Below are 24,822 nucleotides of genomic sequence, written 5' to 3' on the forward strand. Positions count from 1 at the left end.
CAGCCATGCGTAACCGTACCCTTTGTCGGGCGACGCTGTGCGCCTTCGTGCTGATCCTGGCACTGTTGCCGCTGTCTGGCGCGACCCCGGAATTCTGGATTACCCAGCTCAACTATATCGGCCTGGCCAGCCTGGTCGTGGTGGGACTGGTATTGCTGACCGGGGTAGGAGGGCTGACCTCGTTCGGGCAGGCCGCATTCGTCGGGATCGGTGCCTACACCACGGCCTGGCTGACCACCCAGGCAGGCTGGTCGCCGTGGCTGACCCTGCTGGCCGGGTTGGTCATCACTGCCGTGCTGGCCTGGATCATCGGCGTCATCACGCTGCGCCTGTCCGGGCATTATCTGCCGCTCAGCACGCTGGCCTGGTGCCTGTCGCTGTATTACCTGTTCGGCAATCTCGAATGGCTGGGCCGCAATGATGGCATTTCCGGTATCCAGCCATTGTCCCTGTTCGGCTGGTCGCTGGGCAGCGGTCGCAGTATCTATTACCTGATCTGGTTCTGTGTGCTGCTGTCGGTGTGGGCTACGCTCAATCTGCTGGGGTCACGTCCGGGTCGTGCCATCCGCGCGCTGCGCGGTGGGGCAGGCATGGCCGAGGCCTTCGGTGTCAATACCGCTGCCTACAAGACGGTAATCTTCGTTTATGCCGCCATGCTGGCATCGGTGTCCGGCTGGCTGTATGCGCACATGCAGCGTGCCGTCAGTCCCAGTCCGTTCGGCCTGAACTACGGCATCGAGTATTTATTCATGGCCGTAGTGGGCGGGGCGGCACATGTCTGGGGAGCCATCCTGGGCTCGGCCGTCATCCTGGGCCTGAAAGACCAGATCCAGAACATCGTGCCCAAGTTGCTCGATACCAGCACCAATATCGAAATGATTGTCTTTGGTGTGCTGCTGGTGCTGATGTTGCAGTATGCAGCCCAGGGCCTCTGGCCGGGGCTGTCGGCATTCTGGCGGCGACTGTGGCGGGTGCGTGGCACGAGTTTGCCTGTTACGGCGACCGTGATCGATCCGGCGGCTGCCGAGCTGCCTTGTCGCGTGCGTCCCGAGAAAGGCAGCCTGGTGCTGGAAGTCGACCATATCCGCAAGCAGTTTGGCGGGCTGGTGGCGGTCAATGACATCAGTTTCCGCGTGCGTGCCGGCGAGATCGTGGGCCTGATCGGCCCGAACGGTGCTGGCAAGAGCACGACTTTCAATCTGGTCAGCGGCATCCTGCCTCTGACTTCCGGTGAGGTACGCTTTCTGGGGCAGCGCATCAGCGGGCGTTCGGCACGCGAGATCGCGCAGACCGGCATGGGCCGTACTTTCCAGCACGTACAACTGTTGCCGGAGATGTCGGTGCTGGAAAACGTGGCGCTGGGTGCGCATTTGCGCAGCCACGTCAGTGTTCCCGCCGGGATTCTGCGCCTTGACCGTGCCCGCGAGGCGAGCCTGCTCAAGGAGGCCGCCCGCCAGCTTGAACGTGTTGGCTTGGGCGCTTATCTGCACGAACAGGCCGGCAACCTGGCCCTGGGCCAGCAACGCCTGCTGGAGATCGCCCGTGCCCTGGCAGCCGATCCGGTACTGCTGCTGCTCGATGAGCCGGCTGCCGGTTTGCGCTACCGTGAAAAGCAGGAGCTGGCTGCGGTTCTGTCGCAATTGCGGGAGGAGGGCATGAGCATCCTGCTGGTCGAACATGATATGGATTTCGTGATGCGACTGACCAATCATCTGGTCGTGATGGATTTCGGCTCATGGCTGGCCGAGGGATCACCCGAGGAAATCCAGCGCCATCCTGCCGTACTGGAAGCCTACCTGGGTGGTGTCGAAGAAGGAGACGAGGCATGAGCGAACATCCTGTGGCCGGCAATGACCAGCGCCAGCCGCCGGTCCTGGCGGTGACGGACCTGACTGTCCGCTATGGCAAGGTCCATGCATTGACCGTGCCTGAGCTCAAGGTGGCACCTGGTGCCATCGTGACCGTGATCGGTGCCAATGGTGCGGGCAAATCGACCATGCTCAACGCCATCATGGGATCGTTGCCGCGCAATGGGCGGGCCAGTGGTTCTGTGCGCTACCAGAACGACCAGATCGAACACTGGGGCGTGGAGCATCGGGTGGCGCAAGGGCTGGCGCTGGTGCCGGAAAAGCGCGAGCTGTTCGGTAGCATGAGTGTCGAGGACAATCTGCTGCTGGGTGGATTCCGCCGCTACCGGGCAGGTGAGCGGCAATGGCGCGATAGCATGGATGAAGTCTTCACTCTGTTTCCGCGCCTGAAAGAGCGCCGCCAGCAGATGGCCGGTACGCTCTCAGGTGGCGAGCGGCAGATGCTGGCGGTGGGTCGGGCCCTGATGTCCAAGCCCAGCGTGCTGATGCTCGACGAGCCCAGCCTGGGGCTGGCACCACGCATCGTGCGCGAGATTTTCCATATCATCGCCGGCTTGCGTGCGACGGGAGTGGCGACCCTGCTGGTCGAACAGAACGCCCGCGCCGCATTGCAGGTGGCCGACTATGGCTACGTGCTGGAAGCAGGCGCGGTATCGCTTGAAGGCCCGGCTCACGAGCTCAGGGACAATCCGGCCGTGATCGAGAGCTATCTGGGCCTGGGCAAACACCGGGACGACTGAGCTCAGACACCCAGAAATCTGAACGGCGCGCTTTCACGGAAGGCGTCGTTGGCCATGCCAGAGTAGATATTCTTCTGGTTGGCTCCCAGGTCCAGTTTCATGACCTTGCCGGTCTGCTCGGACAGATCGAGCTTGTCCAGATCGACCCAGAAGATATTGGGCGTGAGCGCGGACTCAAAGAAATAGCGCTTGCGCTTGTGGTCGGTCACGGTACGCCAGCGGGTCGAGGAGATATTCGGCTGGTCGGGCGTGGTCAATCCATAGGGGACGGATACGTTGCGAATCACGCTGAAGACACTGGCGATGGTCTCGAGCGGGTTATCGGTCTTGGGGACGGCATTGACGTAGAACGAGGCCCGGGCAAAGCGGTCTGCGGCCCGGTTGGTGCCCGGCAGCACGATGGTGCCACCGATGTCCTTCCAGTATTCTTCCATGGCCAGTTGCTTGTCGAACGTCGGCGAATTGGTCATGACCTGGTACTGACGGCCGTGATGGATGACCTGCTTGCCATCGATATATTCGATGATGGCGCTGTCACCGGTGGCATCGGACATGGCCAGGTGCAGGGTTGCAAGGCGGTCTTCACCCGGTACGTTATCGCTGATCAGTGTGAACGGTTCGGTCGAAAGGTAAGCCACGGCCTCGGCCACGGTGGCGAAATTGTCCAGTACATATTGCGCCCAGGCGGCAATGGTCAGGCCTGGTTTGTCACTGTCGTGCTCGGGGTAGCTGGATTCGACCAGCCAGAGCACGCTGGCCGACAGCCCCGCCTCATTGAGTCCATCGGTGGTTGAGATGTCATAGCCCGATGCGATGACACTGCCATAGCGCGAGGTCCAGTTGATGGAGTTGGGGCCGGCTTCGCCGTTGCGCTGCATGCCACGTGGGAAGACCCATAGGTTGGTGCCCACGTCGGTTTTCCAGTCCATCGAACGTGCCGTCACGATCTGGTCGGCCACGCCGTGATAGACCAGCCGGGTGCATGCTTCGACCAATGGCGGCGCGAAGGCCACGGTCAGGGCGAGTGCAGCGGCAAGTACGATCCTGCGCGATGAACTGGGGCGGGGCATGGAGCATCTCCGTAGTGGGGGCATCGCTATCTTATACGGGACTTTGTAACGTCGCATAGCAGGATTGCTGCGGCCTTGATGAAATTGACTTTCATGGCATGGCCGTGCGACGGCGGCTTTATACCGCCGGCGTGTGGGTAATGAAAATAACGTGGCTGCGCCGGTCGACATTTGGCCAGCTCTGCAGCGGTACAGGTGGATAGATGCTGTGGCCGACGCCGTGGATGGCGTAGGGCACAGCAGCTCCCTCGATATGCAGCAGCCCCTTGATTCGCAGGACATGACCGGGCAGGTTGGCCGTCTGCGCGGCAATCCACTGCGGCAGGCCGGCCAGTGCGAGCGGTGTTTCGAAGGTGACGGTGGTTGCCGCGAGGCCATGATCGGCCGGTAGCGTGCTGCCTGCATGGCGCATTGACAGCGGGTGTGGCGACAGCAGGGCGGTGCCCGTGATGGGTGTATTGCTGGTACGTGCCGCATGGTGGGTTGCCGAAACGAGTTCCAGCAGCTGGTCTGCTGCTATGGCTCCATGGCGGATTTCCATCCGGGCAGCAGATGGATTGATGTGATCAAGCTGCAGACGCAATGATGCATGCTGCGCCGCACTGGCCTGATCTGGCTTGGTGAGCAGGATACAGTCGGCGCTTGCCAGCTGCCTGAGTGCGGCCGGGTGTTGCGCCAGTGTCTCGTTGCCATGGCACAGGTCAAGGGTACAGATCACCCCGTCAAGTCGATAACGGCCTGACAATTGCGGGTGGCTGGCCAGCGTCTGGAGTATGGGGATCGGATCGGCCAGGCCGCTGGTTTCGATCAGGACCCGGTCGAACTGACGCTGGCCGTTGCGGGCAAAACGCCAGGTAATGTCGCGCAGCGTCTGTACCAGATCGCCGCGCAGGTGGCAGCAAAGGCAGCCACCTGCCAGTGGTGCCACGACCTGCTCTGTGCTGTGCGCAACCAGCAGGTGGTCCAGCGCGGTCTGTCCGAATTCGTTGATGACGACCAGTGCGTGACACAATGCCGGCTGCTGGACCAGATGGTTGAGCAGTGTCGTCTTGCCACTACCCAGGAAACCCGTCAGCAGGGTGACGGGAATCGGTGCAGGCAGAGCGCTGCGTGCTTGAGAGGAATCGGGCATGGCGATGGTGTAAGCGATCAATGGGCCCGTTGCAAGCCTTTGCGGCTGCGGCCTTGTGGTGCAGCGGCCCATTCATGCTCAGGGCCAGTCAGGAAAGGGATTGTGCCACGTTTGCCAGGCGATCGGTCCCTGTGCCATCTCTGCGTCATCCAGCAGGCAAAGATCCAGCCGGGCTTGCAGGGCTGCCTGGTCCATGTCCATGCCGATCAGGACCAGTTCCTGGCGTGCGTCACCGACGCTGCTATCCCATTTTTCGAGAATGCGCAGGCGGCTTTCGTCGTCCTGTGGCCAACGCTCGGGAGATACGGCAGCCCACCAGTGTCCCGCGACACCATGCCGCAGAATGGCACCGGCCTGGGACCAGTTGCCTGCCAAGGCAGGATGGCTGGCCAGCCAGAAAAACCCTTTTGCACGCACTACACCGGGCCATTTTTCCTGCGCCAGCTCGAAGAAACGACCCGGATGGAAGGGGCGGCGCGCCCGGTAGACAAAGCTGGTAATGCCATATTCCTCGGTTTCCGGCACATGCTCGCCGCGCAGCTCCTTGAGCCAGCCCGGTGCCTGCGCTGCAGCATCGAAATCGAAGAGACCGGTATCCAGGACGCGTGCCAGCGGCACCTGGCCAAAACGGGCGATCTCGATGCGCGCGCGCGGATTGAGGCGTTGCAGGATGGCTTGCAGTCGGTTGCAGGATGCGGTGTCGATGAGGTCGGCCTTGTTGAGGACGATGACATCGCAGAACTCGACCTGGTCAATGAGCAGGTCAACCACGGTGCGTTCGTCTTCCGGCCCCAGCGATTCACCGCGTTTCTGCAGACTGTCATGGGAATCGTAGTCACGCAGGAAATTACAGGCATCAACGACGGTGACCATGGTGTCGAGCCGGGCGATCTCGCTCAGGCTGCGGCCCTGATCGTCCTCGAAAGTAAAGGTCTCTGCCACCGGCAGGGGTTCGGCAATGCCGGTCGATTCGATGACCAACTGGTCGAAGCGATCCTCGGCGGCCAGTCTGGCGACCTCGAGCAGCAGGTCTTCGCGCAGCGTGCAGCAGATACAGCCGTTGCTCATTTCGACCAATTTTTCATCCGTACGGGACAGGCTGGCACCGCCGTCGCGTACCAGAGAGGCGTCGATGTTGACTTCGGACATATCGTTGACAATAACCGCCACGCGGCGGCCTTCGCGATTGTTCAGGATGTGGTTCAGCAAGGTGGTTTTGCCGGCACCGAGAAAGCCGGACAGGACAGTGACAGGCAGGCGTGGGCGGCCGCTGAGGGGAGAGTAGAGATTCATGTTGCAAAAAGTCGTGTCGTATGGATATGCCGTAGTGCAATGCATATCCGATGCTGCCATTATGGCATGTCAATAGAAATGTTATAACATAACTATTCTAGTGCAATTTTTACCGCAACAGAATGCTGATGTCCTGAGGGATCACAGACCAGGACGGCGGGGCCACAATGCCGCTCAGGTATCGTTCAGGCTGCGGTCTTGGGCTTGAAGTCGCAAAGGTCGCTGATGCCGCACTGCGGGCATTTCGGGGTGCGTGCCACGCAGATATAGCGACCATGCAGGATCAGCCAGTGATGGGCATCCAGCAGAAACTCCCTAGGTACGTTGCGCAGCAGTTTCTGCTCGACCTCGAGGACATTCTTGCCGGGAGCCAGGCCGGTCCGGTTCGACACCCGGAAAATATGGGTGTCGACGGCCATCGTTGGCAGGCCGAATGCGGTGTTGAGCACGACATTGGCCGTCTTGCGACCCACGCCGGGCAGCGCTTCCAGCGCTTCGCGCTCGCGAGGCACGTTACCGCCATGCAGATCGAGCAGCATCCGGCAGGTGGCAATCACATTCCTGGCTTTGGTGCGGTACAGACCAATGGTCTTGATGTACTCTGCCAGGCCTTCCTCGCCAAGATCGAACAGGGTTTGCGGTGTGCCGTATTGTGGGAAAAAACGACGCGTCGCCAGATTGACAGACTTGTCCGTTGCCTGTGCGGACAGAATAACGGCAATCAGCAGTTGGAAGGGCGTGTCGTATTCGAGTTCGGTGGTTGGGTGCGGATTGGCTGCCCTCAGTCGCTGGAACATTTCGAGACGCTTGGCTGCATTCATGGTGCGCCTCCTGCCGCGGCACGCCGTGCCCTGGCTTTGGCCAGGGCATCCAGCACACTCTGCTGCTTGTGTCCGGCGTCACGTACGGCCACCGGAGGTGCGGTCACCGCTGCCGGTGCCTTGTCCGCCATGCGCTGCTTGCGCGCCTGGCGGTGCTGGTGGCGCAATCGGGCCTGTTCGGCATCGCTGCGGTTCCAGGCGGGGCGAGGCGCAGGCACGAGACTGATGCAGTCGACTGGACAGGGCGGCAGGCAGAGGTCGCAACCCGTGCACCAGTCGGCCAGCACGGTATGCATGCGTTTGTTGGCACCGACAATGGCATCGACAGGACAGGCCTGAATACACAGCGTACAGCCAATGCAATGCTGCTCGTCGATGACGGCGACCAGCAGGGGCGTATGCTTGCCGCGAGTTTCGTCCAGCGGCAGTATCGGCGTGTCCAGCAACCTGGCGAGATCAGCAATGCCGGTGTCGCCGCCGGGCGGGCAGCGATTGATGGCGGCTTCGCCGCGTGCGATGGCAGTGGCATAGGGAGCACAGCCGTCATAGCCGCACTTGGTGCATTGCGTCTGGGGCAGCAGGGCGTTGATCTGTTCTTCGAGCATGCGCGAAAGAGGAGCAGCGATATGAAGCCGCCCCTGCGATTACCAGTAGTTTTCGACAGCCAGATTGCCCTGGGCACCGCGCCGACCCGGCGCAAAGCCGCGCTCGCTCAGCATCTTGCGGGCTTGCGTGATCATGTCGGGATTGCCACACAGCATCACGCGGGCGCGCTGGGGATCTAGCGGAGAATCTGCCAAGCGGGCCAGGTCACCATTTTCGATCAGCGTGGTCAGGCGTTCCTGAGGCATGCCGGGCAGAGCCTCGCGGGTGGCAATGGGCAGGTAGAGGAAGCGATCATTGCCGGCCACGCCCCAGTCACACCATGGAGCCTGATCTGCCAGATTCGAGAGCGTATCGCGATAGGCCAGCTCGTCGGCATGGCGTACGCCATGAACCACGATGATACGATCAAAAGCCTGCCAGACCGATTGTTCCTTCAGGATAGACAGGTAGGGCCCCAGGCCCGTTCCTGTGCCGATCAGCCAGAGATCGCCGTTCTGGTGCAGGCGGTCGGCCGTGAGGAAACCGAAGGGCGTGCGGTCGATGCACAGCATGTCACCTGGTTGCAAGGCCGCCAGGCGCGGGCTGAATTGCCCTTCGGGCACGACGACCGAATAGAACTCGAGGTAGGGGTCGCTTGCGCCCGATACCATTGAGTAGGCACGCCAGAGTGTCGGCGCTTCTTCCGGCGTGGCGGGGTCCTGCAGGCCGAGGCGAGCAAACTGCCCTGCCGTGAAGTCAAAGCCCGGCTGGCGTTCGACCCGCAGCGAAAACAGCTTGCCGGGTACCCAGGTACGAACATCCGTAACGGGGGTGCGGAAGAATTTTTCGTCGGGAAGCGTCGTCATGTCGGGCGGGTCCTTGCTGCTGGTATCGATGCGCCGCGCGCGTCAGCGCTCCAGGTACTGGAGCTTGTCACCCACGCCATTCCAGTCGTCGGCATCCGGCAGGGAGTCCTTGGCACGGCTGATGGTGGGGAAGGTCGGAGAAAGCTCGGCATTGATCGCGATGAACTGGACCTGATCACTGGGCACATCTTCTTCGGCGAAAATGGCGTTGGCCGGGCACTCCGGGATACAGACTGCGCAGTCGATGCATTCGTCAGGATCGATGACGAGGAAGTTGGGCCCTTCCTTGAAACAATCGACCGGACAAACGTCCACGCAATCGGTATATTTGCATTTGATACAGTTTTCTGTGACGACATGAGTCATGTTCGGTACTCCGGCGGCTGTGCCGCGCTCCAACGAAATCATTGCGACCGCGCTGGTCGCAATGTGCAATTTTACCCAATTGGCGGATTTTGGCAGGGATACCCCTTTCGGGGCAGGTGCTGTACCATGGCCGCTTGATATGCAGCTGACGATATGATTATTACTTCGCTTCTCGATACCGATCTGTACAAATTCAGCATGATGCAGGTCGTGCTGCATCAGTTCCCTGCCGCGCAGGTCGAATACCGCTACAAGTGTCGCACGACAGGTGTTGACCTGCGGCCCTATATCGACGAAATCCGCGCAGAAGTTCGCGCATTATGCCAGCTTCGCTTCGCAGAAGACGAACTTCACTACCTTTCCGGCTTGCGATTTATCAAAAGTGATTTCGTTGATTTCCTGCGGCTCTTCCATTTACCGGAAAAGGCAATTGATATTATCGAGAGCGATGATAACGGCGGCATTTCAATCAGTGTCCAAGGCCCGTGGCTGCATACGATTCTTTTTGAAATTCCGGTATTGGCAATCGTTAATGAGGTTTATTTCAGAAATACCAGCCGTTTTCCGGATTCTGAATGGGAAGAGGGGCGCAAGCGCCTTCAATCCAAAATGCACCTGGTGCTCGATGACCCTGACCTTGATGAGTTTCGCCTGGCCGAATATGGTACGCGGCGGCGCTTTTCCAAGGCCTGGCATGCGGAGGTCGTGCGGGTGCTCAAGGAGCAGATGGGGCCGCATTTTGCCGGCACCAGCAATGTCTGGCTGGCACGCGAGCACAATGTCACGCCGCTTGGCACCATGGGGCATGAATATCTTCAGGCTTGCCAGGGATTGGGGCCGCGCCTGCGCGACTCTCAGGTTTTCGCGCTCGAGACCTGGGCCAAGGAATATCGGGGCGATCTGGGCATTGCCTTGTCCGATGTCTATGGCATGGAAGCCTTCCTGCGCGATTTCGATATGTATTTCTGCAAGCTCTTCGATGGGGCGCGACATGATTCCGGCGATCCGTTTACCTGGGGCGAGCGCATGTTGGAGCACTATCGCAAGAATCGCGTCGATCCTCGCACCAAGACACTGATTTTCTCGGACGGACTGACCTTTCCGTTGGCCATCGAACTGGCCAAGCGCTTTGCGGGGCGCTGCAAAGTCTCATTCGGCATTGGCACCAACCTGACCAACGACCTGGGGCATCAGCCGTTGCAGGTGGTCATGAAGATGATCCGTTGCAATGGCCAGCCGGTCGCCAAGGTGTCGGATGCGCCGGAAAAAACCATGTGCGATGACCCAGCCTACCTGGCGTACCTGCGCCAGGTCTTTGATCTGCCGCCACCCTGATCAAGACAAATACGCGGTATCCTGACATGTTGGTAATTCCTGTCCGGTATTTTGCCGTTTTCTGCTTGCGACCATGCCTGTATCTTCGACCACCCGTACTGATACCGTCGACCTGAGTGCCGATCCAGCCGTCCTGCTCGACGAGGACTGGCTGCAGGCTGTTTCGGAGGAACTGGACGACAAGGGACAGGCGCTGATGGCCCAGGTGCGTGCCTGGATTTTGCCTCGACTGAATGATCGGCAGGCAGCCAGCGGCGAACGGCTGGCCGCACATGGGGCCGGTGTGGCCTTGATTCTGGCAGGTTTGCAGCTTGATGCCGCGACTCGTACAGCCGGCCTGCTCGCCGCATTGCCGGTCGAGCAGATGGAACCGCGTTCGTTGCGCAACAATCCTGTTGCTGCCGAGTTTGGCGGAGAAGTGGCGCGGCTGGTGCAGGGTGCGCAGGCGCTGATCCGCCTGGGGCAGATTGCCCGCGAATCCAACGACAGCGAGGCGCGTTCCGGCAATCAGCAGGAAATGCTGCGCAAGATGCTGCTGGCGATGGCGGCCGATCTGCGCATTGTGCTGATGCGGCTGGCCTCGCGCCTGCAGACACTGCGCTGGCATGCTGTCAGCAAAGTGCCGTGTTCGCCCGAGTTTGCTCGCGAAAGCCTGAGTCTGTATGCGCCCCTGGCCAACCGGCTCGGTATCTGGCAGCTCAAGTGGGAGCTCGAGGATCTGGCCTTTCGCCAGCTCGACCCGGTGCGTTACAAGTCGATTGCGTCCAGCCTTGAAGAAAAGCGGGTCGAGCGCGAGGCATTCATCGTGCGTGCCGTCGAACGGGTTCGCGCGGCCCTGGCAGGTGTCGGCATCGAGGCCGATGTCAGCGGGCGTCCCAAGCATATCTACAGCATCTGGAACAAGATGCGCATCAAGAAGCTGGATTTTTCCCAGCTTTACGACCTGCGGGCGTTGCGCGTGATTGTGGCCGACGAGCGTGAATGCTACACGGCACTGGGGCTGGTCCACGAAATGTGGAATCCCTTGCCCGAGCAGTTCGATGACTATATCTCGCGACCCAAGCCCAATGGCTATCGCTCGCTTCATACCGTTGTCAATGATGAGGATGGCAAGCCATTCGAGGTGCAGATCCGTACTCGCGAGATGCATGATTTTGCCGAGTATGGCATGGCAGCGCACTGGCACTACAAAGAGGCTGGCGCTCGCGGTGGTCAGGTCAAGGCTTCGAGTCAGTATGATCGCCAACTTGCCTGGATGCGACAGTTGCTGGCCTGGAATACCGATGTCAGTAACGAGGAGGGCGGCCGACCCGAGGCTCAGGTCGAGATGGCCGTCGAGGATGAGCGTATTTACGTGCTCACGCCGCAGGCCCGCGTGATTGATCTGCCGCAGGGGGCCACGCCGGTCGATTTTGCCTATCACCTGCATACCGACCTGGGACATCGTTGTCGCGGTGCGCGAGTCGATGGCCAGATGGTGCCCCTGCTGACAAAGCTGCAGACCGGCCAGACGGTCGAGATTATCGCGGCCAAGTCAGGCGGGCCTTCGCGCGACTGGCTCAAGCCTCAATCCGGTTTTCTGGCCAGCCCGCGGGCGCGTGCCAAGGTGCGGCTCTGGTTCAATGCCATTGAGTTGCAGCAACGCATCGTACAGGGCCAGGCGCTGGTCGAAAAGGAATTGCAGCGGCTGGGCAAGACCGCCGTCAATCAGGAGCAACTGGCGCAGCAACTGGGCTTTGCCCGTGCCGATGATCTGTATGTGGCCGCGGCCAAGGAAGAGTTCAGCCTGCGCCAGCTTGATCACCTGTTCCAGCAACAGGAGCGGGGTGAGCAGGCAGAGGATGAGGATGCCGACCTGTTTGCACAGTCCGGCCGCACGGCCGGACGCGAGACGGCCTCGACCCAGGGCGGCGTGCTGGTGGTGGGCGTCGATGCGTTGATGACGCAGTTGGCGCGCTGCTGTCGCCCCGCACCGCCCGATGCCATCAACGGGTTTGTCACGCGTGGTCGTGGGGTGTCCATACACCGTGCGGATTGTCACAGCTTTGCCGTACTCGCCGAACGACATCCGGAGCGGGTCATCGAGGTGGCCTGGGGGCAGGGCAAGGATGCGCTCTATCCGGTCGATATCAGTGTGCGGGCACAGGATCGCTCCGGTTTGCTGAGGGATCTGTCCGAAGTGTTCGCCCGGCAGCGGCTCAATGTGGTGGGGGTCAATACGCAGAGCAGGCGTTCCCTGGCACATATGGTGTTCACGGTCGAGGTGCGCGACGGCAGTCAGCTGTTGCAGGTGCTGGCCGCTCTGGCCGAGGTGCGCGACGTGGTAGAGGCTGTGCGGGCCTGAGTGAATGCGTTGTCATCGTTCAGGCCAGGTTGGCCTTCGATATTCGGTGCCGAGGTATCACCTTTGGGAGAGCAGGGCTCCGGGCATCGCATGTCAGCGGCCAGACTGCTAAAATGTCCGATTACTTTAGGTAGCCTCATGACAGCTTACGACCAACCTGATGCCAACGGGCACTTTGGGCCATACGGCGGCGTATTCGTCGGCGAGACCCTGGTGCATGCACTGGATGAATTGCGCGATGCCTATGCTCGCTATCGCGACGATCCCGAGTTCGTGACCGAGTTCGAATACGAGCTGCGGCATTTCGTGGGCCGGCCTTCGCCGGTCTATCATGCCCGCCACTGGTCGGAGCAGATCGGCGGCGCGCAGATCTGGTTCAAGCGCGAGGATCTCAACCATACCGGCGCACACAAGGTCAATAACTGTATTGGCCAGGCCCTGCTGGCACGCCGCATGGGCAAGCGCAAGGTCATTGCCGAAACCGGTGCAGGTCAGCATGGCGTGGCCACGGCAACCGTTGCCGCCCGTTTCGGGATGGAGTGCAAGGTCTTCATGGGCAGCGAGGATGTCCGTCGGCAGGCGGCCAATGTGTACCGCATGAAGCTGCTGGGTGCCGAGGTCTGCGAAGTCGATTCAGGTTCGCGCACGCTCAAGGATGCGATGAACGAGGCCATGCGCCACTGGGTCACGAATGTCGAGGATACCTACTACATCATCGGCACGGTCGCGGGGCCGCATCCCTATCCGGCCATGGTGCGTGATTTCCAGATGGTGATCGGTTGCGAGGCACTGGTGCAGATGCCCGAGGCCGCCGGTCGCCAGCCCGATGTCGTGGTCGCTGCCGTGGGCGGCGGCTCCAATGCCATGGGTATTTTCTATCCTTATCTGACGCATGATGCCGTCCGTCTGGTCGGCGTTGAGGCAGCGGGTGACGGGCTCGAAACAGGGCGTCATGCGGCGTCGCTCACGCTGGGTACGCCGGGTGTGCTGCACGGCAACCGCACCTATCTGCTGCAGGATGTTCATGGGCAGATCCAGGAAACCCATTCGGTTTCGGCGGGCCTGGACTACCCTGGCGTAGGGCCGGAACATGCCTGGCTCAAGGATGTTGGTCGCGCCGAATACCAGACCGTGACCGACACAGAGGCGCTGGCGGCATTTCATGACTGTTGCCGCCTGGAGGGCATCATTCCGGCGCTTGAGTCTTCACATGCCTTGGCGTGTGCCCGCCGCATGGCAGCCTCCATGTCGCCCGATCAGATCATCCTGGTCAACCTGTCCGGGCGCGGCGACAAGGATATCCATACCGTGGCCGAGCGTGGCGGTATTGTTTTCTAGGAAAAGCATGAATCATTTTCCGTATCGACAACAAGGAGTGCGGGCATGAGCGCACAGCCTGACAACCGTATTGATCGTACCTTTGCCGCACTGCGCGCCGCCGAGCGACGCCGGGCGGCACTGGTGCCGTATATCGCCGCGGGTGATCCGTCCGACGAAGCGACCGTGCCGCTGATGCATGCACTGGTGGCCAATGGGGCCGATATTCTCGAACTGGGCGTTCCGTTCTCCGATCCTTCGGCAGATGGTCCGGTCGTGCAGCGGGCGACGCAGCGGGCGCTGGATCGTGGCATGAACCTGTCGCGGGTGCTGGAACTGGTTGCTGCGTTTCGCCGCGATGACCAGAATACGCCCGTGGTACTCATGGGCTATGCCAATCCGATCGAACGCATGGGACTGGGGCAGTTCGCCGCCCGAGCGGCCGAAGCCGGTGTCGATGGTGTCCTGACGGTAGACTATACGCCAGAGGAAAGCGCTGATTACACTGCCGCGCTGGCCCGGCATGGCATAGCGCCGATTTTTCTGCTGGCACCCACTTCTTCCGAACAGCGTATCCGCCAGGTGGCTGCCCTGGCACGTGGCTATGTGTACTATGTATCGCTCAAGGGCGTCACTGGCGCAGGCCATCTGGATATCGACGACGTCGAGCGCCGGCTGACTGCCATCCGCGAGCATGTCACGATCCCGGTCGGGGTTGGCTTTGGTATCCGCGATGCAGCCAGTGCTGCCCGCATCGGCGGTGTGGCCGATGCGGTGGTGATCGGCAGCAAACTGATCGAAACCATCGAGCAGGCCGTAGCGGATGCCGCGCCCCAGGCAGTGGCCGACAAGGCTGCCGAGGCCGCAGGGGCATGGCTCAAGACCGTGCGCGACGCGCTCTGAACAGATTGACAACAGGAATCGCAACATGAGTTGGCTAGACAAGATTTTGCCTCCGCGCATTCACAAGAACGAAGGGGCCGGCAAGCGTGTGCCCGAAGGCCTGTGGGTCAAGTGTCCGTCGTGCGAGGCCGTGCTGTACAACGAGGATCTTTCGGCAAACATGCGTGTCTGCCCGAAATGTGATCATCACATGCGCATCGGCTCCCGTGCCCGCATCGATACCTTGCTGGATCGTGAAGGGCGTACCGAGATCGGCCAGAATACCCGTGCAGTCGACAGCCTCAAGTTCAAGGACAGCCGCAAGTATCCCGAGCGCTTGCAAGAAGCCATGAAGCAGACGGGTGAAACCGACGCGCTGGTGGTGGTGCAGGGTGCCATTGTCACGCAGCCGGTCGTGTTGGCCTGCTTCGAGTTCGAGTTCATGGGGGGGTCGATGGGCTCCGTCGTCGGTGAACGCTTTGCACGTGGCGTGCAGGCAGCCATCGATGGCCGCATGCCATTCATCTGTGTGGCGGCTTCGGGCGGTGCACGCATGCAGGAAAGCCTGCAGTCGCTGATGCAGATGGCCAAGACCAATGCCATGCTGACACGCCTTGCCGAAAAAGGGCTGCCATTCATCAGTGTGCTGACCGATCCGACCATGGGTGGCGTGTCTGCCAGCTTTGCCTTCATGGGCGATGTGGTCGTGGCTGAACCCAAGGCACTGATTGGTTTTGCCGGACCGCGCGTGATCGAGCAGACCGTGCGTGAAAAACTGCCCGAAGGTTTCCAGCGTGCCGAGTTCCTGCTCGACAAAGGGGCCATCGACATGATCGTGGATCGGCGCAAGCTGCGCGATGAACTGGCACACCTGCTGGCCTTGTTGATGCGACAGCCGGAAGGCGTCGTTTCCCAGTAAGGCGCTGCCAGCCTGGGGGCAGTGTCGGGCGGACTGTTATGCAGGGGCCGCCTTTCTGGATTCAGACTCGTCTCAGGGGGCCGTTTTGCCCCTGCGAGAGCGATACTGCTCTATCCATCCCGCAGACTGGGCGATGCCCCCAAATGGAAAGAAATGCAGATTCACCTTTCCATGCGCTTCTGTCAGACCGGCGGCCAGGCGATCCACAAAAAGATCTGGCCCTGCCGTTCCGAGCAGCTTACCCATTGAAAATCCGTACTTGGACCATATCGATGTGCATGCACTGACGCCGCACAATGCGGCATAACGCATCAGCACTGCGATGCCTGCCGGGCCAGGTACGCCGATCCGCACAGGATGATCAAGGCCACGCTCGCGCAATGCTTTCAACCATGTCAAAACGCTGTCGGCATCAAATGAAAACTGGGTGACGATCAGCGGTGTCATGCCACGCATGGCAATGCTGTGGCACTTCTTTTCGAGCGCATCCCAGCGATGGGCGGGGTCCATGACCGGATGGCCTTCAGGATGACCGCTGACCCCTATGACTTTGATGCCGGAGCGCTCGAAGATGCCAGTTTCGATCAGTGACAAGCTATCTGGAAACGGCCCCATCGGGCTTGGGGGATCACCCGCAACGATCAGGCAATGTTCGACACCTGCTTCGATGGTTGCGCGCTTGATAAATAAATCAAGCTCTGTCAACGAGGTCACCCGGCGTGCCGAAAGATGTGGCATGGCGTCAAAACCGAGTTTGTGTACGGCCCGTGCAGCGGCCAGCCGTGTGTCATTGTCCTGACCTGGCAGGTAGGGAATGGAGACGATGGATGCCGGTGCTATCCGGGGCGCTGCTGCGGTCAGGGCCGGCATGTCCTTCGCGTTGACCTCTAGCGAATAGGCATCAGTCATATCGATGGCGGCGCTGGGTGTATCGGGATGAGTCAAGGGATCTGCCGTATCTGGCGAATATTGGCAAAATTCTGTTGTGATGAAATGAAAAACCGCCCCGACAAGAATATATCGGGGCGGTTTTTTCAGGCCATCAGACCCGGACTGTTTCAGCGTTGGGTTTCAACCTGAACCAGCGGTGCCGCATCGACCTTGGGGGACGGCGGAATGATACGACCCAGGCGGGCCTTGGCGGGCTGGCTGGCAATCTGGGCCTGCACGGCCGACAGGCGTTCTGGCTGGGTCTCGACCCATTGCAGGCCTGCAGCCTGGACCACAGCGGTCAGGCTCTCGCTGGCAACGTGTCGAACCGATACGGGTACGACGATCGTATCCGCAGGTTCGGGCTGTGCCGGTACAGCGGCCTCGACCTGGACTGCAGGGGCGGCTGGAACGATGACTTCTGCCTGAGTCGGGGTGGCGCTGTCGGTTGCGGGGACCGATACTTCTGTCTGTGCGACAGCCACGTCCGTGACTTCGGCGGTATCGGCAACAACCGGTTCAGGCGTCACTGTAGAGACTGCAGGTACCTGTTCGGCCACTGCCTGCACCGCAGGTTGTTCGGCAATCTCGGTCGCCACCTCGGTGATGATCGCCTGCACTTCGGCTTGCGGTTCTGCCGTGATGACAGTGGTTGGTGCCTGTGCTGCCTGAGTCTCGACTTCGACGGTCGCAGATTCGGTCTGCGCGCTGACAACGGTGTCTGCCACGACGACAGTGCTATCGGCAACAACGGTTGCCTGAACGACCGGGGCATCGTCGTTATCGCCAGCCTCTTCACCTTGCAGGCTTTCGCTGCCATTCTCATCCGTACCACGACGGCTGCGACGGCCGCGACGGCGGCGGCGCTTGCGCTCGGTATCAGGGGTGCCTTCGGCGTCTTCGCCAGCCTGGATGGCCAGATCGGCGTTGTCGTCTTCTGCCTGATGGTCGGCGCTATCGACGGCCGGGGTCAGCTCTGCCAGCGGTGTTGCCGGTGCATTGCCTTCCTGATCGATCACATCGATGTCGTTGCCATTGGCTTCTACACCGTTCTGCTCATCACGGCCGCCACGGCTGCGGCTGTTGCGGCGACGGCCACGACCGGCACGCTGCTCCTGCTGCGCTGTGTCCTCTGCGGCTGCAGAGGCGACGGCGGCGACGGGTAGCGAAGCGGCTTCTGCAGCACGGGCATTGTCTGTCGCCTGGGGTGCGGATTGCTTGCGTTCGCCTTCGTTGCGACGGCCTCCACGCGTGTTGCGCGTACCTTCTTCGGCACGGGCTTCGTCACCATTGCGACGTTCGCCGCGACGCTGCTTGTTGCGGCCTTCACCACCTGCGCCGGCCTGACGGTCACGCTGGCGCGACGGGTCGCCACGCTTGCGGCCTTGCTGGCGCTCGCGATTGCCGTTTTCGCCGGTGGCCGTGTTGCTCTTGGCAGCGGTTGCATCTTCGGAAACGCCCAGACCGAACAGGCGCTTGATGAATCCGATCAGACCGCCACCGGATGGGGTGGCAGCGGCTGTCTGGCGCTCGTTCGTGGCAGGCTTTCTGGCCGGCGAAGGCGAGGATACCGGTGCCGGCTGGGCCGGGGTGATCCCCTTGACCAGCGCTTCGGGACGGTTCTGTGCCTCCTTGGCGGCAGCCGTCCAGCCCGGCTCGTTTTCTTCCGGAGCCTGTACCAGCTGGAAGCTGGACTTGGGATCCTCCAGACGCGGGTCGTCGTGACGCAACCGCTCGATATGGTGGTGCGGCGTTTCGAGGTGACGATTGGGGATCAGCAGCAGGCTGACCTTGAGTCGGGCTTCGATTTTGGCGATGTCAGCACGCTTTTCGTTGAGCAGGAAGGCTGCAACGTCAACAGGCACCTGGGCGTGTACGGCGGCGGTGTTTTCCTTCATGGCCTCTTCCTGCAGCAGGCGCAGGATGTGCAGGGCGGAGGATTCGGTGTCGCGGATCACGCCGGTGCCGTTGCAGCGTGGGCAGGAAATGTGCGAGCCCTCGTTGAGTGCCGGTCGCAGTCGCTGGCGTGACAGTTCCATCAGGCCAAAGCGCGAGATCTTGCCGATCTGCACGCGGGCACGATCGAGGTGCAGCGCTTCGCGCAGGCGCTGTTCGACGGCGCGCTGGTTCTTGCTGTCCTCCATGTCGATGAAGTCGATCACGATCAGGCCACCGAGGTCGCGCAGGCGCAACTGGCGGGCCACTTCATCGGCGGCTTCGAGGTTGGTGCGCAGCGCGGTTTCCTCGATATCGGCACCTCGCGTGGAGCGGGCCGAGTTGACGTCGACGGCCACCAGTGCCTCGGTGTGGTCGATCACGATGGCACCGCCTGAGGGCAACTGTACCGTGCGCGAGTAGGCGGTTTCGATCTGGTGTTCGATCTGGAAACGCGAGAAGAGGGGGATGTCTTCGCGATAGCGCTTGACGCGCTGCACGTTGTCCGGCATCACCACGCTCATGAAGGCGGTGGCCTGGTCGGCGATATCGTCGGTATCGACCAGGATCTCACCGATTTCGGGCGAGAAGTAGTCGCGTATGGCGCGAATGACCAGGCTCGACTCAAGATAGATCAGGACCGGGGCGGGGTTGTCGCGGGCGGCACCGTCGATCGCTTCCCAGAGTTGCTGCAGGTAGGACAGATCCCATTGCAGTTCTTCGGCATTGCGGCCGATGCCTGCGGTGCGGGCAATGATGCTCATGCCCTGCGGCACCTTGAGCTGGTCCATGGCCTCGCGCAGTTCCTGGCGCTCTTCACCTTCGACACGGCGCGAAACACCGCCGCCACGAGGATTGTTGGGCATCAGGACCAGATAGCGTCCCGCAAGCGAAATGAAGGTGGTCAGGGCCGCGCCCTTGTTGCCGCGCTCTTCCTTTTCGACCTGGACGATCAGTTCCTGGCCTTCGTACAGGGCGTCCTGGATACGGGCGGTGCGCACATCCACGCCTTCCTTGAAATAGGCGCGGGCGACTTCCTTGAAGGGCAGGAAACCATGGCGGTCTTCGCCGTAGTTGACGAAGCAGGCTTCGAGACCCGGTTCGATACGGGTGATGGAGCCTTTGTAGATGTTGCCTTTGCGCTGTTCGCGGCCGGCAGTCTCGATGTCGAGGTCTACCAGCTTTTGACCGTCGACAATGGCAACGCGCAGTTCTTCCTGGTGCGTTGCATTAAACAGCATGCGTTTCATGAATGGGTTTCTCCGTGGTCAACATGCGCCTGGATTTGGCGCCATGCATGCCTCGGACCATTCGGTACGGCTGAAAGAACGTGGAAACCAGGCCGGATGGGCCTGCGACTCAGCGAGCAGGCACGTCCTTCCCCGGAGGGCGTGGGGCGGTCAGCAGGTGGTTCATTGTCTATGTCTCAACAAGAATGTTTTCTGTGGCCGACAGACGCAAAGGGTAGCGAGGTGCGTCTGTTGCAGGTCAAGTAATGTTTCCTCGAAATTCCAAGCCGATCACAGTGATACAAAACGGGCGATGCGGTCGCCAAACGGGGTGACACGCTTCGGCAGTCCAGGATTGCACTGAGTACCGGATGGCCCAGGGGTTGAGGAGCAGGCGGAACCCTTGAGGGTACAATAGCGGCCAGCACGTTTGACGGAAATAGTGCAGTCTGCGGAGGCGGCGTCATATTGCCGCGAGCGGAGGTGCTCTGTCTCTACGTCGAACGGGTTCACTCAGCCCTTTAAGGCTGTCCCGATTATAGCTTCTTTTCTTCATGTGCAAAGATAATCACGCGAGCACGGTCCGAATGGTGGAAATCGATGCCGGCCACGAGGGCCAGCGCCTCGATAATTTCCTGGTGCGGCTGTGCAAGGGCGTTCCCAAAAGCCATATATACAAGGCGATCCGCAGTGGTCAGGTGCGTATCGATGGGCGTCGCTGCCAGGCCGAGAGCCGCTTGGCCGAAGGGCAGACTGTGCGGATCCCCCCGATGCGCATGGCCGACCGCGCGCCGGAAGAGTGGGTGCCGGGGGCCGAGTTCCCGGTGGTCTACGAGGACGAGCACATGCTGGTGATCGACAAGCCTGCCGGCGTGGCGGTGCATGGCGGCAGTGGTGTGTCGTTCGGCGTGATCGAACAATTGCGCGCGGCGCGGCCCCAGCAAAAATTCCTGGAACTGGCGCATCGGCTTGATCGCGATACCTCAGGTCTGCTGATCCTCGGCAAGCGCCGTGCCGCGCTGCTGGCGCTGCATGCCATGATGCGCGAAGGGCGGGGCCGCAAGCATTACTATGCCCTGGTCGAGGGCGACTGGCGCAATGACCGGCAGCATATCCGCCTGCCGCTGCTCAAGTGGACGACCCGAAGCGGCGAGCGGCGGGTCAAGGTCGATGAAGACGGTGTACAGGCGCATACGATCGTCACAAAAGTGCAGCGCTTCGGCGAGTACAGTCTGGTCGATGCCGAACTGCGCACAGGCCGCACTCACCAGATACGGGTACATCTGGCCAGCAGCGGTTTTCCGCTGGTGGGGGATGACAAGTATGGGCGTGACGAGACGCGTGCGCTGTTTGCAGCGCAGGGTTTCGGCAGGATGTTCCTGCATGCGCGCCTGCTCGAGATACCGCATCCCGTCAGTGGCGAGCCGCTGACGCTGGAAGCACCACTGCCGTCGGCCTGCACCGAACTGCTGGCACGGCTGGCGCAGCAACAGGGAGAGATTGCATGACCCATACGCTGGCGGATGATGGCCGCCGTTACTCGCTGATCATTTTCGACTGGGACGGCACGCTGATGGATTCCACCCACAGCATCGTCTCTTCAATCCAGAAGGCCTGCGCCGATCTGGATCTGCCGATTCCGTCCGACGCCATCGCCAGCTGGGTGATCGGCCTGTCGCTGGACCAGGCCTTGCAGCGCGTGGTGCCGGAGCTGTCGCAGGATATGCTGCCGCGCTTCATCGAGCGCTATCGGGTGCATTATCTATTGCGTGACCATGAGCTTAAGCTGTTCGAGGGCGTGCATGGCTTGCTGGGTACCCTGAGCGGTGCCGGCGTGCAGACTGCAGTGGCGACCGGCAAGAGCCGTCTTGGCCTGAGCCGCGCCCTGGCGGCTACCGGGCTGGAGGGTCACTTTGCCGCAACCCGCTGTGCCGATGAGACGCACAGCAAGCCGAACCCGGCCATGCTGTTCGAGTTGATGGACGAGTTGATGGTGCCGCCCGAACAGGTTCTGATGATCGGGGACACGACCCACGATCTGAACATGGCCGCCAATGCCGGCGTGCACGGGCTGGGCGTGACCTATGGCGCACATCCACCAGATGAGTTGAAACGTGCGGCACATGTCGGCCTGGTCAATGACGTGGCTGAATTGCGCGGCTGGCTGCGCCCGAGGCTGCATGAAAACCGTCATTCTTGATGGTGTGATCCACAGGACGCCGGCAGATGTGTACGACCATCTGGCCAAGGTGTTCGATTTCGGTCCCTATTTTGGCCGCAATCCCGATGCGCTGTACGATTTCCTGGTGCCGCTGGCACCTGAAGAAATGCCGGTACGGCTGATCTGGCGCAACAGCGGTATGTTCCGGCAGCGGTTTGGCGAAGTCTTTGCTCAGTTGCAGCAGGTATTCGACCATGTCCGGCGCTATTACAAGTGTGATGATGATTGCTTCACCTGGAATGCGGAAAGCTGAATGCAAAAGGAAAACCGAATGAAAGAAGTCGATCCGGCGATCCGCGCTGCGCACAAGCACTCTTCACGGCATAGGGAAGAACTGCTCAATAGCGAGTCCTGTGGCTGTTTTCATTGCTGCAAGGTATTTCCGCCATCGGCGATCGTGGAATGGACCGATGGCGATACCTGTGCCTTTTGTCCGGAATGCGGGATCGATTCCGTGATCGGATCTGCCTCGGGCTATCCGATAGACGCCGCATTTCTGCGGCGGATGCATGACTATTGGTTTTCCTGAAATCAGTGCGAGAGCTGACGTATGGCCGGCCTGTATGACAAAGACGGCTGTGCGTGTCCGGCCGTATCGCCAAGGTTGAACACACTGACCAATTGCACCAGTGTGCCAGCCTGATCGTTCAGACTCGCCGCTGCGGCAGCGGATTCCTCCACCAGTGCGGCGTTTTGCTGAGTGACCTGATCCAGTTGGTTGACGGCATCGCCGACCTGGGAGATCCCTTGTACCTGTTCCTGGGCCGCCGTGCCGATTTCGCCGATCAGTTCTGCCACCTTGCGTACACCATCCACCATCTCGGCCATCGTGGTGCCGGCTGCGCTGACAAGCGCTGATCCTTTGCTGACTTCGTCGACGCTGGTGCCGATCAGGTGCTTGATTTCCTTGGCTGCCTGTGCGCTGCGCTGGGCCAGGCCCCGCACTTCGCTGGCGACCACGGCAAAGCCGCGTCCCTGTTCACCGGCGCGTGCCGCTTCTACCGCTGCATTCAATGCCAGGATGTTGGTCTGGAAGGCGATGGAGTCAATGACGCCCACGATGTCTTCCACTTTGCGGGAACTGGTCTTGATCGACTCCATGGTGCTGACGACATTTTCCATGGCTGTGCCGCCTTGCGCTGCCGTTTCGTGGACAGAGCGTGCCAGCGTCGAGGCTGACTGTACTGAATCCAGATTCTGTCGCACGGTGGCATTCATTTCTTCCATCGAGGCAGCCGTCTGCTCCAGGCTGGATGCCTGTTCTTCGGTACGCTGGCTCAGATCGGCATTGCCACTGGCGATTTGCGACGAGCCGGTGGCAATCGATTCGCTGGCATGGCGTACTTGACGAACCAGTTCGGCCAGCCTGGCACGCATGGCTTCCATGTTGGCCAGAACACTGCTGGTGTCCGTGGACTGCAACTGTACCCGGACGGCCAGGTTGCCCTTGGCTACTTCCTGGGCAATCTCGGCAGCATAGGTCGGCTCACCACCCAACTGGCGCGTAATGGTGCGCACCAGCCAGAAGCCCAGGGCGCAACTGACGCCTGCACACAGAATGATGAGCGAGGTCAGCAGCCAGAAGGTGCGTTCCACAGCTTGCGCGGATTGTTCAATATTCTGGCGAGCCAGTTCTTCCTGCCGCTTGGCGGCATCCATCAGGATGGTTCGTACGGCAACATGCAGGCGGGCCGAGTCTTTATGCAAGACTTCCATCGCGGTCGGATCCGCCTGGTCAGCCATTTTCTGCACCACAGAGACGGCTTGCTGGTACTGTGTCCAGGTGTCGGCCAGTTTGGTGCCCATATCGTGCAGTTGGGTATCGTCTTTATTGGCCAGCAGGATGTCCCGGGCTTCAAAGATGGTTTTTTCTGACTCGGCGTTGAGCTTGAGTTCGGAGGCACGCGCCTGGGGATCCGTTTGCCAGATGTAGACATACATGCGTCGGAAATGGGTTGCGCCCTGGCGGGCAGCATCCATCAGGACGCGCACGGGGGTGACGGTGTCGGTGTACATGACGCGCTGCTGGGCGCTGACATGCCATAGTTGCTGCATGGCCAGAATGCCGATGAGCACCAGCGTGGCAATGAAAAATATGATCAGCGCACTGAGTTTGTTCTTGAGGGTCCACGTTGGCTGCGAGGGCATGACGGCGTAATTCCTGATGAGTGTGGTGTGCTTTCTATGCGTATTCAGTGCACATCGCCTGGGCAAGGCGTTGCGGATCGGAGTGTATGCGCAGACCTGCCGCGTCATGGTCACATTTTGACAACAACGTGTGAAAAATAGAGATAAAGGGACTCTGCTGCCACGGCGAATGCGTGGCGACGGGATGCGATGACGCCTGGTGCCACTACCAGCGGTGCCTGCCCCATTTCATCCGGCCGTTTTCGACAGTGCGTCCGCCGCAGCTGGGATAGCCTGGCGGCACAATCGCCACATTGCGCATGCTCGGCCGGATGTCGAAGCGTGCCAGGATACTGGCTTGCTTCTGGTGGTCTGGATTCAGGTCGGGCAAGGCGTAATGGATCAGTTCGCCCATGGACTGTGCGATCCATTGCTCGACAGACTGATCCTGGGAAAGCGGGGTGAGGAAACTGCTGCTTTCTGCCATTTTCTGCAGGTCAGCGTAGTGGCGGATATTCCACTGGCAAAACTCCAGAGTACGGTCTGAAAAATAAAGATTGTCCAGATATGCCTTGTCTGCCTGTTCAAGTGTCTGGGCTTCATCCTCGGTGATCTGATCGTACAGGAAGCGTACGGCCAGTGCTTCGAGCCGATGCAGAACAAGGGCAGGGTGTTCGCCGCTGCCACCGCCCAGCACAAGATTGCCAGGCGTGGCGCTGAAGTCATAACCGCCCCAGCCCTCTCCATGAATGACTTCCAGTGGCCGATAGATGGGCAGGTAGCCCAGTTGACCAATGTATTCATGATCAAAGGAATCGATGTAGCTCATGCTGTTGCCGGCA

22 protein-coding genes are annotated in these 24,822 nt (G+C 60.8%); 11 read left to right on the plus strand and 11 right to left on the minus strand.

Features of this window, described 5'->3' with window-relative positions:
• Nucleotides 1-5: 5 nt before the first annotated feature.
• Both DD235_RS03395 and DD235_RS03400 read left to right on the plus strand, forming a co-directional pair.
• Complete coding sequence (locus tag DD235_RS03395) at nt 6-1,829, plus strand: branched-chain amino acid ABC transporter ATP-binding protein/permease (RefSeq protein WP_109060608.1); 1,824 nt, start codon at nt 6-8, stop codon at nt 1,827-1,829.
• Entirely contained in the window at nt 1,826-2,608 is a 783-nt protein-coding gene (locus DD235_RS03400) for an ABC transporter ATP-binding protein (RefSeq protein ID WP_109060609.1), read from the plus strand. The genes DD235_RS03395 and DD235_RS03400 overlap by 4 nt, the downstream gene beginning before the upstream one ends.
• A gap of 2 nt (nt 2,609-2,610) precedes the next feature.
• Here the strand turns inward: DD235_RS03400 and DD235_RS03405 are convergent, their stop codons facing one another.
• The 7 genes from DD235_RS03405 to fdxA form a co-directional block, all read right to left on the minus strand.
• Nucleotides 2,611-3,678, minus strand: coding sequence for a linear amide C-N hydrolase (locus DD235_RS03405; RefSeq protein WP_109060610.1), 1,068 nt, complete (start codon nt 3,676-3,678; stop codon nt 2,611-2,613).
• A gap of 118 nt (nt 3,679-3,796) precedes the next feature.
• The gene (locus DD235_RS03410) at nt 3,797-4,810 is read right to left on the minus strand and encodes a CobW family GTP-binding protein (RefSeq protein WP_146193406.1); all 1,014 of its coding nucleotides are present in this window, start codon (nt 4,808-4,810) and stop codon (nt 3,797-3,799) included.
• A 78-nt stretch (nt 4,811-4,888) separates the two neighbouring features.
• Nucleotides 4,889-6,103 (minus strand): zinc metallochaperone GTPase ZigA, encoded by a 1,215-nt coding sequence (gene zigA, locus DD235_RS03415; protein ID WP_109060612.1) that lies wholly within the window; start codon nt 6,101-6,103, stop codon nt 4,889-4,891.
• A gap of 185 nt (nt 6,104-6,288) precedes the next feature.
• Entirely contained in the window at nt 6,289-6,924 is a 636-nt protein-coding gene (gene nth, locus DD235_RS03420) for an endonuclease III (RefSeq protein ID WP_109060613.1), read from the minus strand.
• Entirely contained in the window at nt 6,921-7,529 is a 609-nt protein-coding gene (gene rsxB / locus DD235_RS03425; RefSeq protein WP_109060614.1) for an electron transport complex subunit RsxB, read from the minus strand. Before rsxB ends, nth begins: the two co-directional genes overlap by 4 nt.
• A 39-nt stretch (nt 7,530-7,568) precedes the next feature.
• Nucleotides 7,569-8,375 carry a ferredoxin--NADP reductase gene (locus DD235_RS03430; RefSeq protein ID WP_109060615.1) on the minus strand — a complete coding sequence of 269 codons (807 nt, stop codon included), beginning with the start codon at nt 8,373-8,375 and terminating at the stop codon, nt 7,569-7,571.
• A 42-nt stretch (nt 8,376-8,417) separates the two neighbouring features.
• Nucleotides 8,418-8,741, minus strand: coding sequence for a ferredoxin FdxA (gene fdxA, locus DD235_RS03435; RefSeq protein WP_109060616.1), 324 nt, complete (start codon nt 8,739-8,741; stop codon nt 8,418-8,420).
• A gap of 153 nt (nt 8,742-8,894) precedes the next feature.
• Here fdxA and pncB point away from each other — a divergent pair, with 153 nt between their 5' ends.
• The 5 genes from pncB (at nt 8,895) to accD (ending at nt 15,538) form a co-directional block, all read left to right on the plus strand.
• Complete coding sequence (gene pncB / locus DD235_RS03440) at nt 8,895-10,076, plus strand: nicotinate phosphoribosyltransferase (protein ID WP_109060617.1); 1,182 nt, start codon at nt 8,895-8,897, stop codon at nt 10,074-10,076.
• Nucleotides 10,077-10,149: 73 nt separating this feature from the next.
• Nucleotides 10,150-12,420 carry a RelA/SpoT family protein gene (locus tag DD235_RS03445; protein ID WP_109060618.1) on the plus strand — a complete coding sequence of 757 codons (2,271 nt, stop codon included), beginning with the start codon at nt 10,150-10,152 and terminating at the stop codon, nt 12,418-12,420.
• Nucleotides 12,421-12,558: 138 nt separating this feature from the next.
• Nucleotides 12,559-13,758: a tryptophan synthase subunit beta gene (trpB, locus tag DD235_RS03450; RefSeq protein ID WP_109060619.1), complete on the plus strand. Its 1,200-nt coding sequence runs from the start codon at nt 12,559-12,561 to the stop codon at nt 13,756-13,758.
• Between the two features lie 45 nt (nt 13,759-13,803).
• Complete coding sequence (gene trpA / locus DD235_RS03455) at nt 13,804-14,640, plus strand: tryptophan synthase subunit alpha (protein WP_109060620.1); 837 nt, start codon at nt 13,804-13,806, stop codon at nt 14,638-14,640.
• 25 nt (nt 14,641-14,665) lie between these two features.
• The gene (accD, locus tag DD235_RS03460; RefSeq protein ID WP_109060621.1) at nt 14,666-15,538 is read left to right on the plus strand and encodes an acetyl-CoA carboxylase, carboxyltransferase subunit beta; all 873 of its coding nucleotides are present in this window, start codon (nt 14,666-14,668) and stop codon (nt 15,536-15,538) included.
• A gap of 72 nt (nt 15,539-15,610) precedes the next feature.
• Here the strand turns inward: accD and DD235_RS03465 are convergent, their stop codons facing one another.
• The gene (locus DD235_RS03465; protein WP_109061004.1) at nt 15,611-16,447 is read right to left on the minus strand and encodes a methylenetetrahydrofolate reductase; all 837 of its coding nucleotides are present in this window, start codon (nt 16,445-16,447) and stop codon (nt 15,611-15,613) included.
• Nucleotides 16,448-16,596: 149 nt separating this feature from the next.
• Complete coding sequence (locus DD235_RS03470) at nt 16,597-19,653, minus strand: Rne/Rng family ribonuclease (protein ID WP_109060622.1); 3,057 nt, start codon at nt 19,651-19,653, stop codon at nt 16,597-16,599.
• A gap of 566 nt (nt 19,654-20,219) precedes the next feature.
• On the opposite strand from DD235_RS03470, the gene DD235_RS03475 reads away from it, so the two are divergent.
• From DD235_RS03475 to DD235_RS03490, 4 genes are read left to right on the plus strand one after another with little or no spacing between them, the layout of a single operon-like run.
• Complete coding sequence (locus DD235_RS03475) at nt 20,220-21,140, plus strand: RluA family pseudouridine synthase (protein WP_109060623.1); 921 nt, start codon at nt 20,220-20,222, stop codon at nt 21,138-21,140.
• Nucleotides 21,137-21,832 (plus strand): HAD-IA family hydrolase, encoded by a 696-nt coding sequence (locus DD235_RS03480; protein ID WP_109060624.1) that lies wholly within the window; start codon nt 21,137-21,139, stop codon nt 21,830-21,832. The genes DD235_RS03475 and DD235_RS03480 overlap by 4 nt, the downstream gene beginning before the upstream one ends.
• Nucleotides 21,813-22,106: a barstar family protein gene (locus DD235_RS03485; RefSeq protein WP_162300399.1), complete on the plus strand. Its 294-nt coding sequence runs from the start codon at nt 21,813-21,815 to the stop codon at nt 22,104-22,106. Before DD235_RS03480 ends, DD235_RS03485 begins: the two co-directional genes overlap by 20 nt.
• An 18-nt stretch (nt 22,107-22,124) precedes the next feature.
• On the plus strand, nt 22,125-22,382 hold the full coding sequence (locus DD235_RS03490; protein ID WP_109060626.1) for a cytoplasmic protein: 258 nt from the start codon (nt 22,125-22,127) through the stop codon (nt 22,380-22,382).
• A 2-nt stretch (nt 22,383-22,384) separates the two neighbouring features.
• On the opposite strand, the gene DD235_RS03495 is transcribed toward DD235_RS03490, so the two are convergent.
• Both DD235_RS03495 and DD235_RS03500 read right to left on the minus strand, forming a co-directional pair.
• On the minus strand, nt 22,385-24,001 hold the full coding sequence (locus DD235_RS03495; protein ID WP_109060627.1) for a methyl-accepting chemotaxis protein: 1,617 nt from the start codon (nt 23,999-24,001) through the stop codon (nt 22,385-22,387).
• Nucleotides 24,002-24,206: 205 nt separating this feature from the next.
• Nucleotides 24,207-24,809 (minus strand): hypothetical protein, encoded by a 603-nt coding sequence (locus DD235_RS03500; protein WP_109060628.1) that lies wholly within the window; start codon nt 24,807-24,809, stop codon nt 24,207-24,209.
• Nucleotides 24,810-24,822 lie beyond the last annotated feature (13 nt).

Origin of the sequence: Corticimicrobacter populi (assembly GCF_003123725.1) — a bacterium.
Taxonomy (GTDB): domain Bacteria; phylum Pseudomonadota; class Gammaproteobacteria; order Burkholderiales; family Burkholderiaceae_B; genus Corticimicrobacter; species Corticimicrobacter populi.

Excerpts from the sequence above, each read along its gene's own strand:
- DD235_RS03395 (WP_109060608.1), top strand. The coding sequence starts at position 6 with ATGCGTAACCGTACCCTTTGTCGGGCGACGCTGTGCGCCTTCGTGCTG.
- DD235_RS03400 (WP_109060609.1), top strand. The coding sequence starts at position 1,826 with ATGAGCGAACATCCTGTGGCCGGCAATGACCAGCGCCAGCCGCCGGTC.
- DD235_RS03405 (WP_109060610.1), bottom strand. The coding sequence starts at position 3,678 with ATGCCCCGCCCCAGTTCATCGCGCAGGATCGTACTTGCCGCTGCACTC.
- DD235_RS03410 (WP_146193406.1), bottom strand. The coding sequence starts at position 4,810 with ATGCCCGATTCCTCTCAAGCACGCAGCGCTCTGCCTGCACCGATTCCC.
- zigA (WP_109060612.1), bottom strand. The coding sequence starts at position 6,103 with ATGAATCTCTACTCTCCCCTCAGCGGCCGCCCACGCCTGCCTGTCACT.
- nth (WP_109060613.1), bottom strand. The coding sequence starts at position 6,924 with ATGAATGCAGCCAAGCGTCTCGAAATGTTCCAGCGACTGAGGGCAGCC.
- rsxB (WP_109060614.1), bottom strand. The coding sequence starts at position 7,529 with ATGCTCGAAGAACAGATCAACGCCCTGCTGCCCCAGACGCAATGCACC.
- DD235_RS03430 (WP_109060615.1), bottom strand. The coding sequence starts at position 8,375 with ATGACGACGCTTCCCGACGAAAAATTCTTCCGCACCCCCGTTACGGAT.
- fdxA (WP_109060616.1), bottom strand. The coding sequence starts at position 8,741 with ATGACTCATGTCGTCACAGAAAACTGTATCAAATGCAAATATACCGAT.
- pncB (WP_109060617.1), top strand. The coding sequence starts at position 8,895 with ATGATTATTACTTCGCTTCTCGATACCGATCTGTACAAATTCAGCATG.
- DD235_RS03445 (WP_109060618.1), top strand. The coding sequence starts at position 10,150 with ATGCCTGTATCTTCGACCACCCGTACTGATACCGTCGACCTGAGTGCC.
- trpB (WP_109060619.1), top strand. The coding sequence starts at position 12,559 with ATGACAGCTTACGACCAACCTGATGCCAACGGGCACTTTGGGCCATAC.
- trpA (WP_109060620.1), top strand. The coding sequence starts at position 13,804 with ATGAGCGCACAGCCTGACAACCGTATTGATCGTACCTTTGCCGCACTG.
- accD (WP_109060621.1), top strand. The coding sequence starts at position 14,666 with ATGAGTTGGCTAGACAAGATTTTGCCTCCGCGCATTCACAAGAACGAA.
- DD235_RS03465 (WP_109061004.1), bottom strand. The coding sequence starts at position 16,447 with ATGACTGATGCCTATTCGCTAGAGGTCAACGCGAAGGACATGCCGGCC.
- DD235_RS03470 (WP_109060622.1), bottom strand. The coding sequence starts at position 19,653 with ATGAAACGCATGCTGTTTAATGCAACGCACCAGGAAGAACTGCGCGTT.
- DD235_RS03475 (WP_109060623.1), top strand. The coding sequence starts at position 20,220 with ATGGTGGAAATCGATGCCGGCCACGAGGGCCAGCGCCTCGATAATTTC.
- DD235_RS03480 (WP_109060624.1), top strand. The coding sequence starts at position 21,137 with ATGACCCATACGCTGGCGGATGATGGCCGCCGTTACTCGCTGATCATT.
- DD235_RS03485 (WP_162300399.1), top strand. The coding sequence starts at position 21,813 with ATGAAAACCGTCATTCTTGATGGTGTGATCCACAGGACGCCGGCAGAT.
- DD235_RS03490 (WP_109060626.1), top strand. The coding sequence starts at position 22,125 with ATGAAAGAAGTCGATCCGGCGATCCGCGCTGCGCACAAGCACTCTTCA.
- DD235_RS03495 (WP_109060627.1), bottom strand. The coding sequence starts at position 24,001 with ATGCCCTCGCAGCCAACGTGGACCCTCAAGAACAAACTCAGTGCGCTG.
- DD235_RS03500 (WP_109060628.1), bottom strand. The coding sequence starts at position 24,809 with ATGAGCTACATCGATTCCTTTGATCATGAATACATTGGTCAACTGGGC.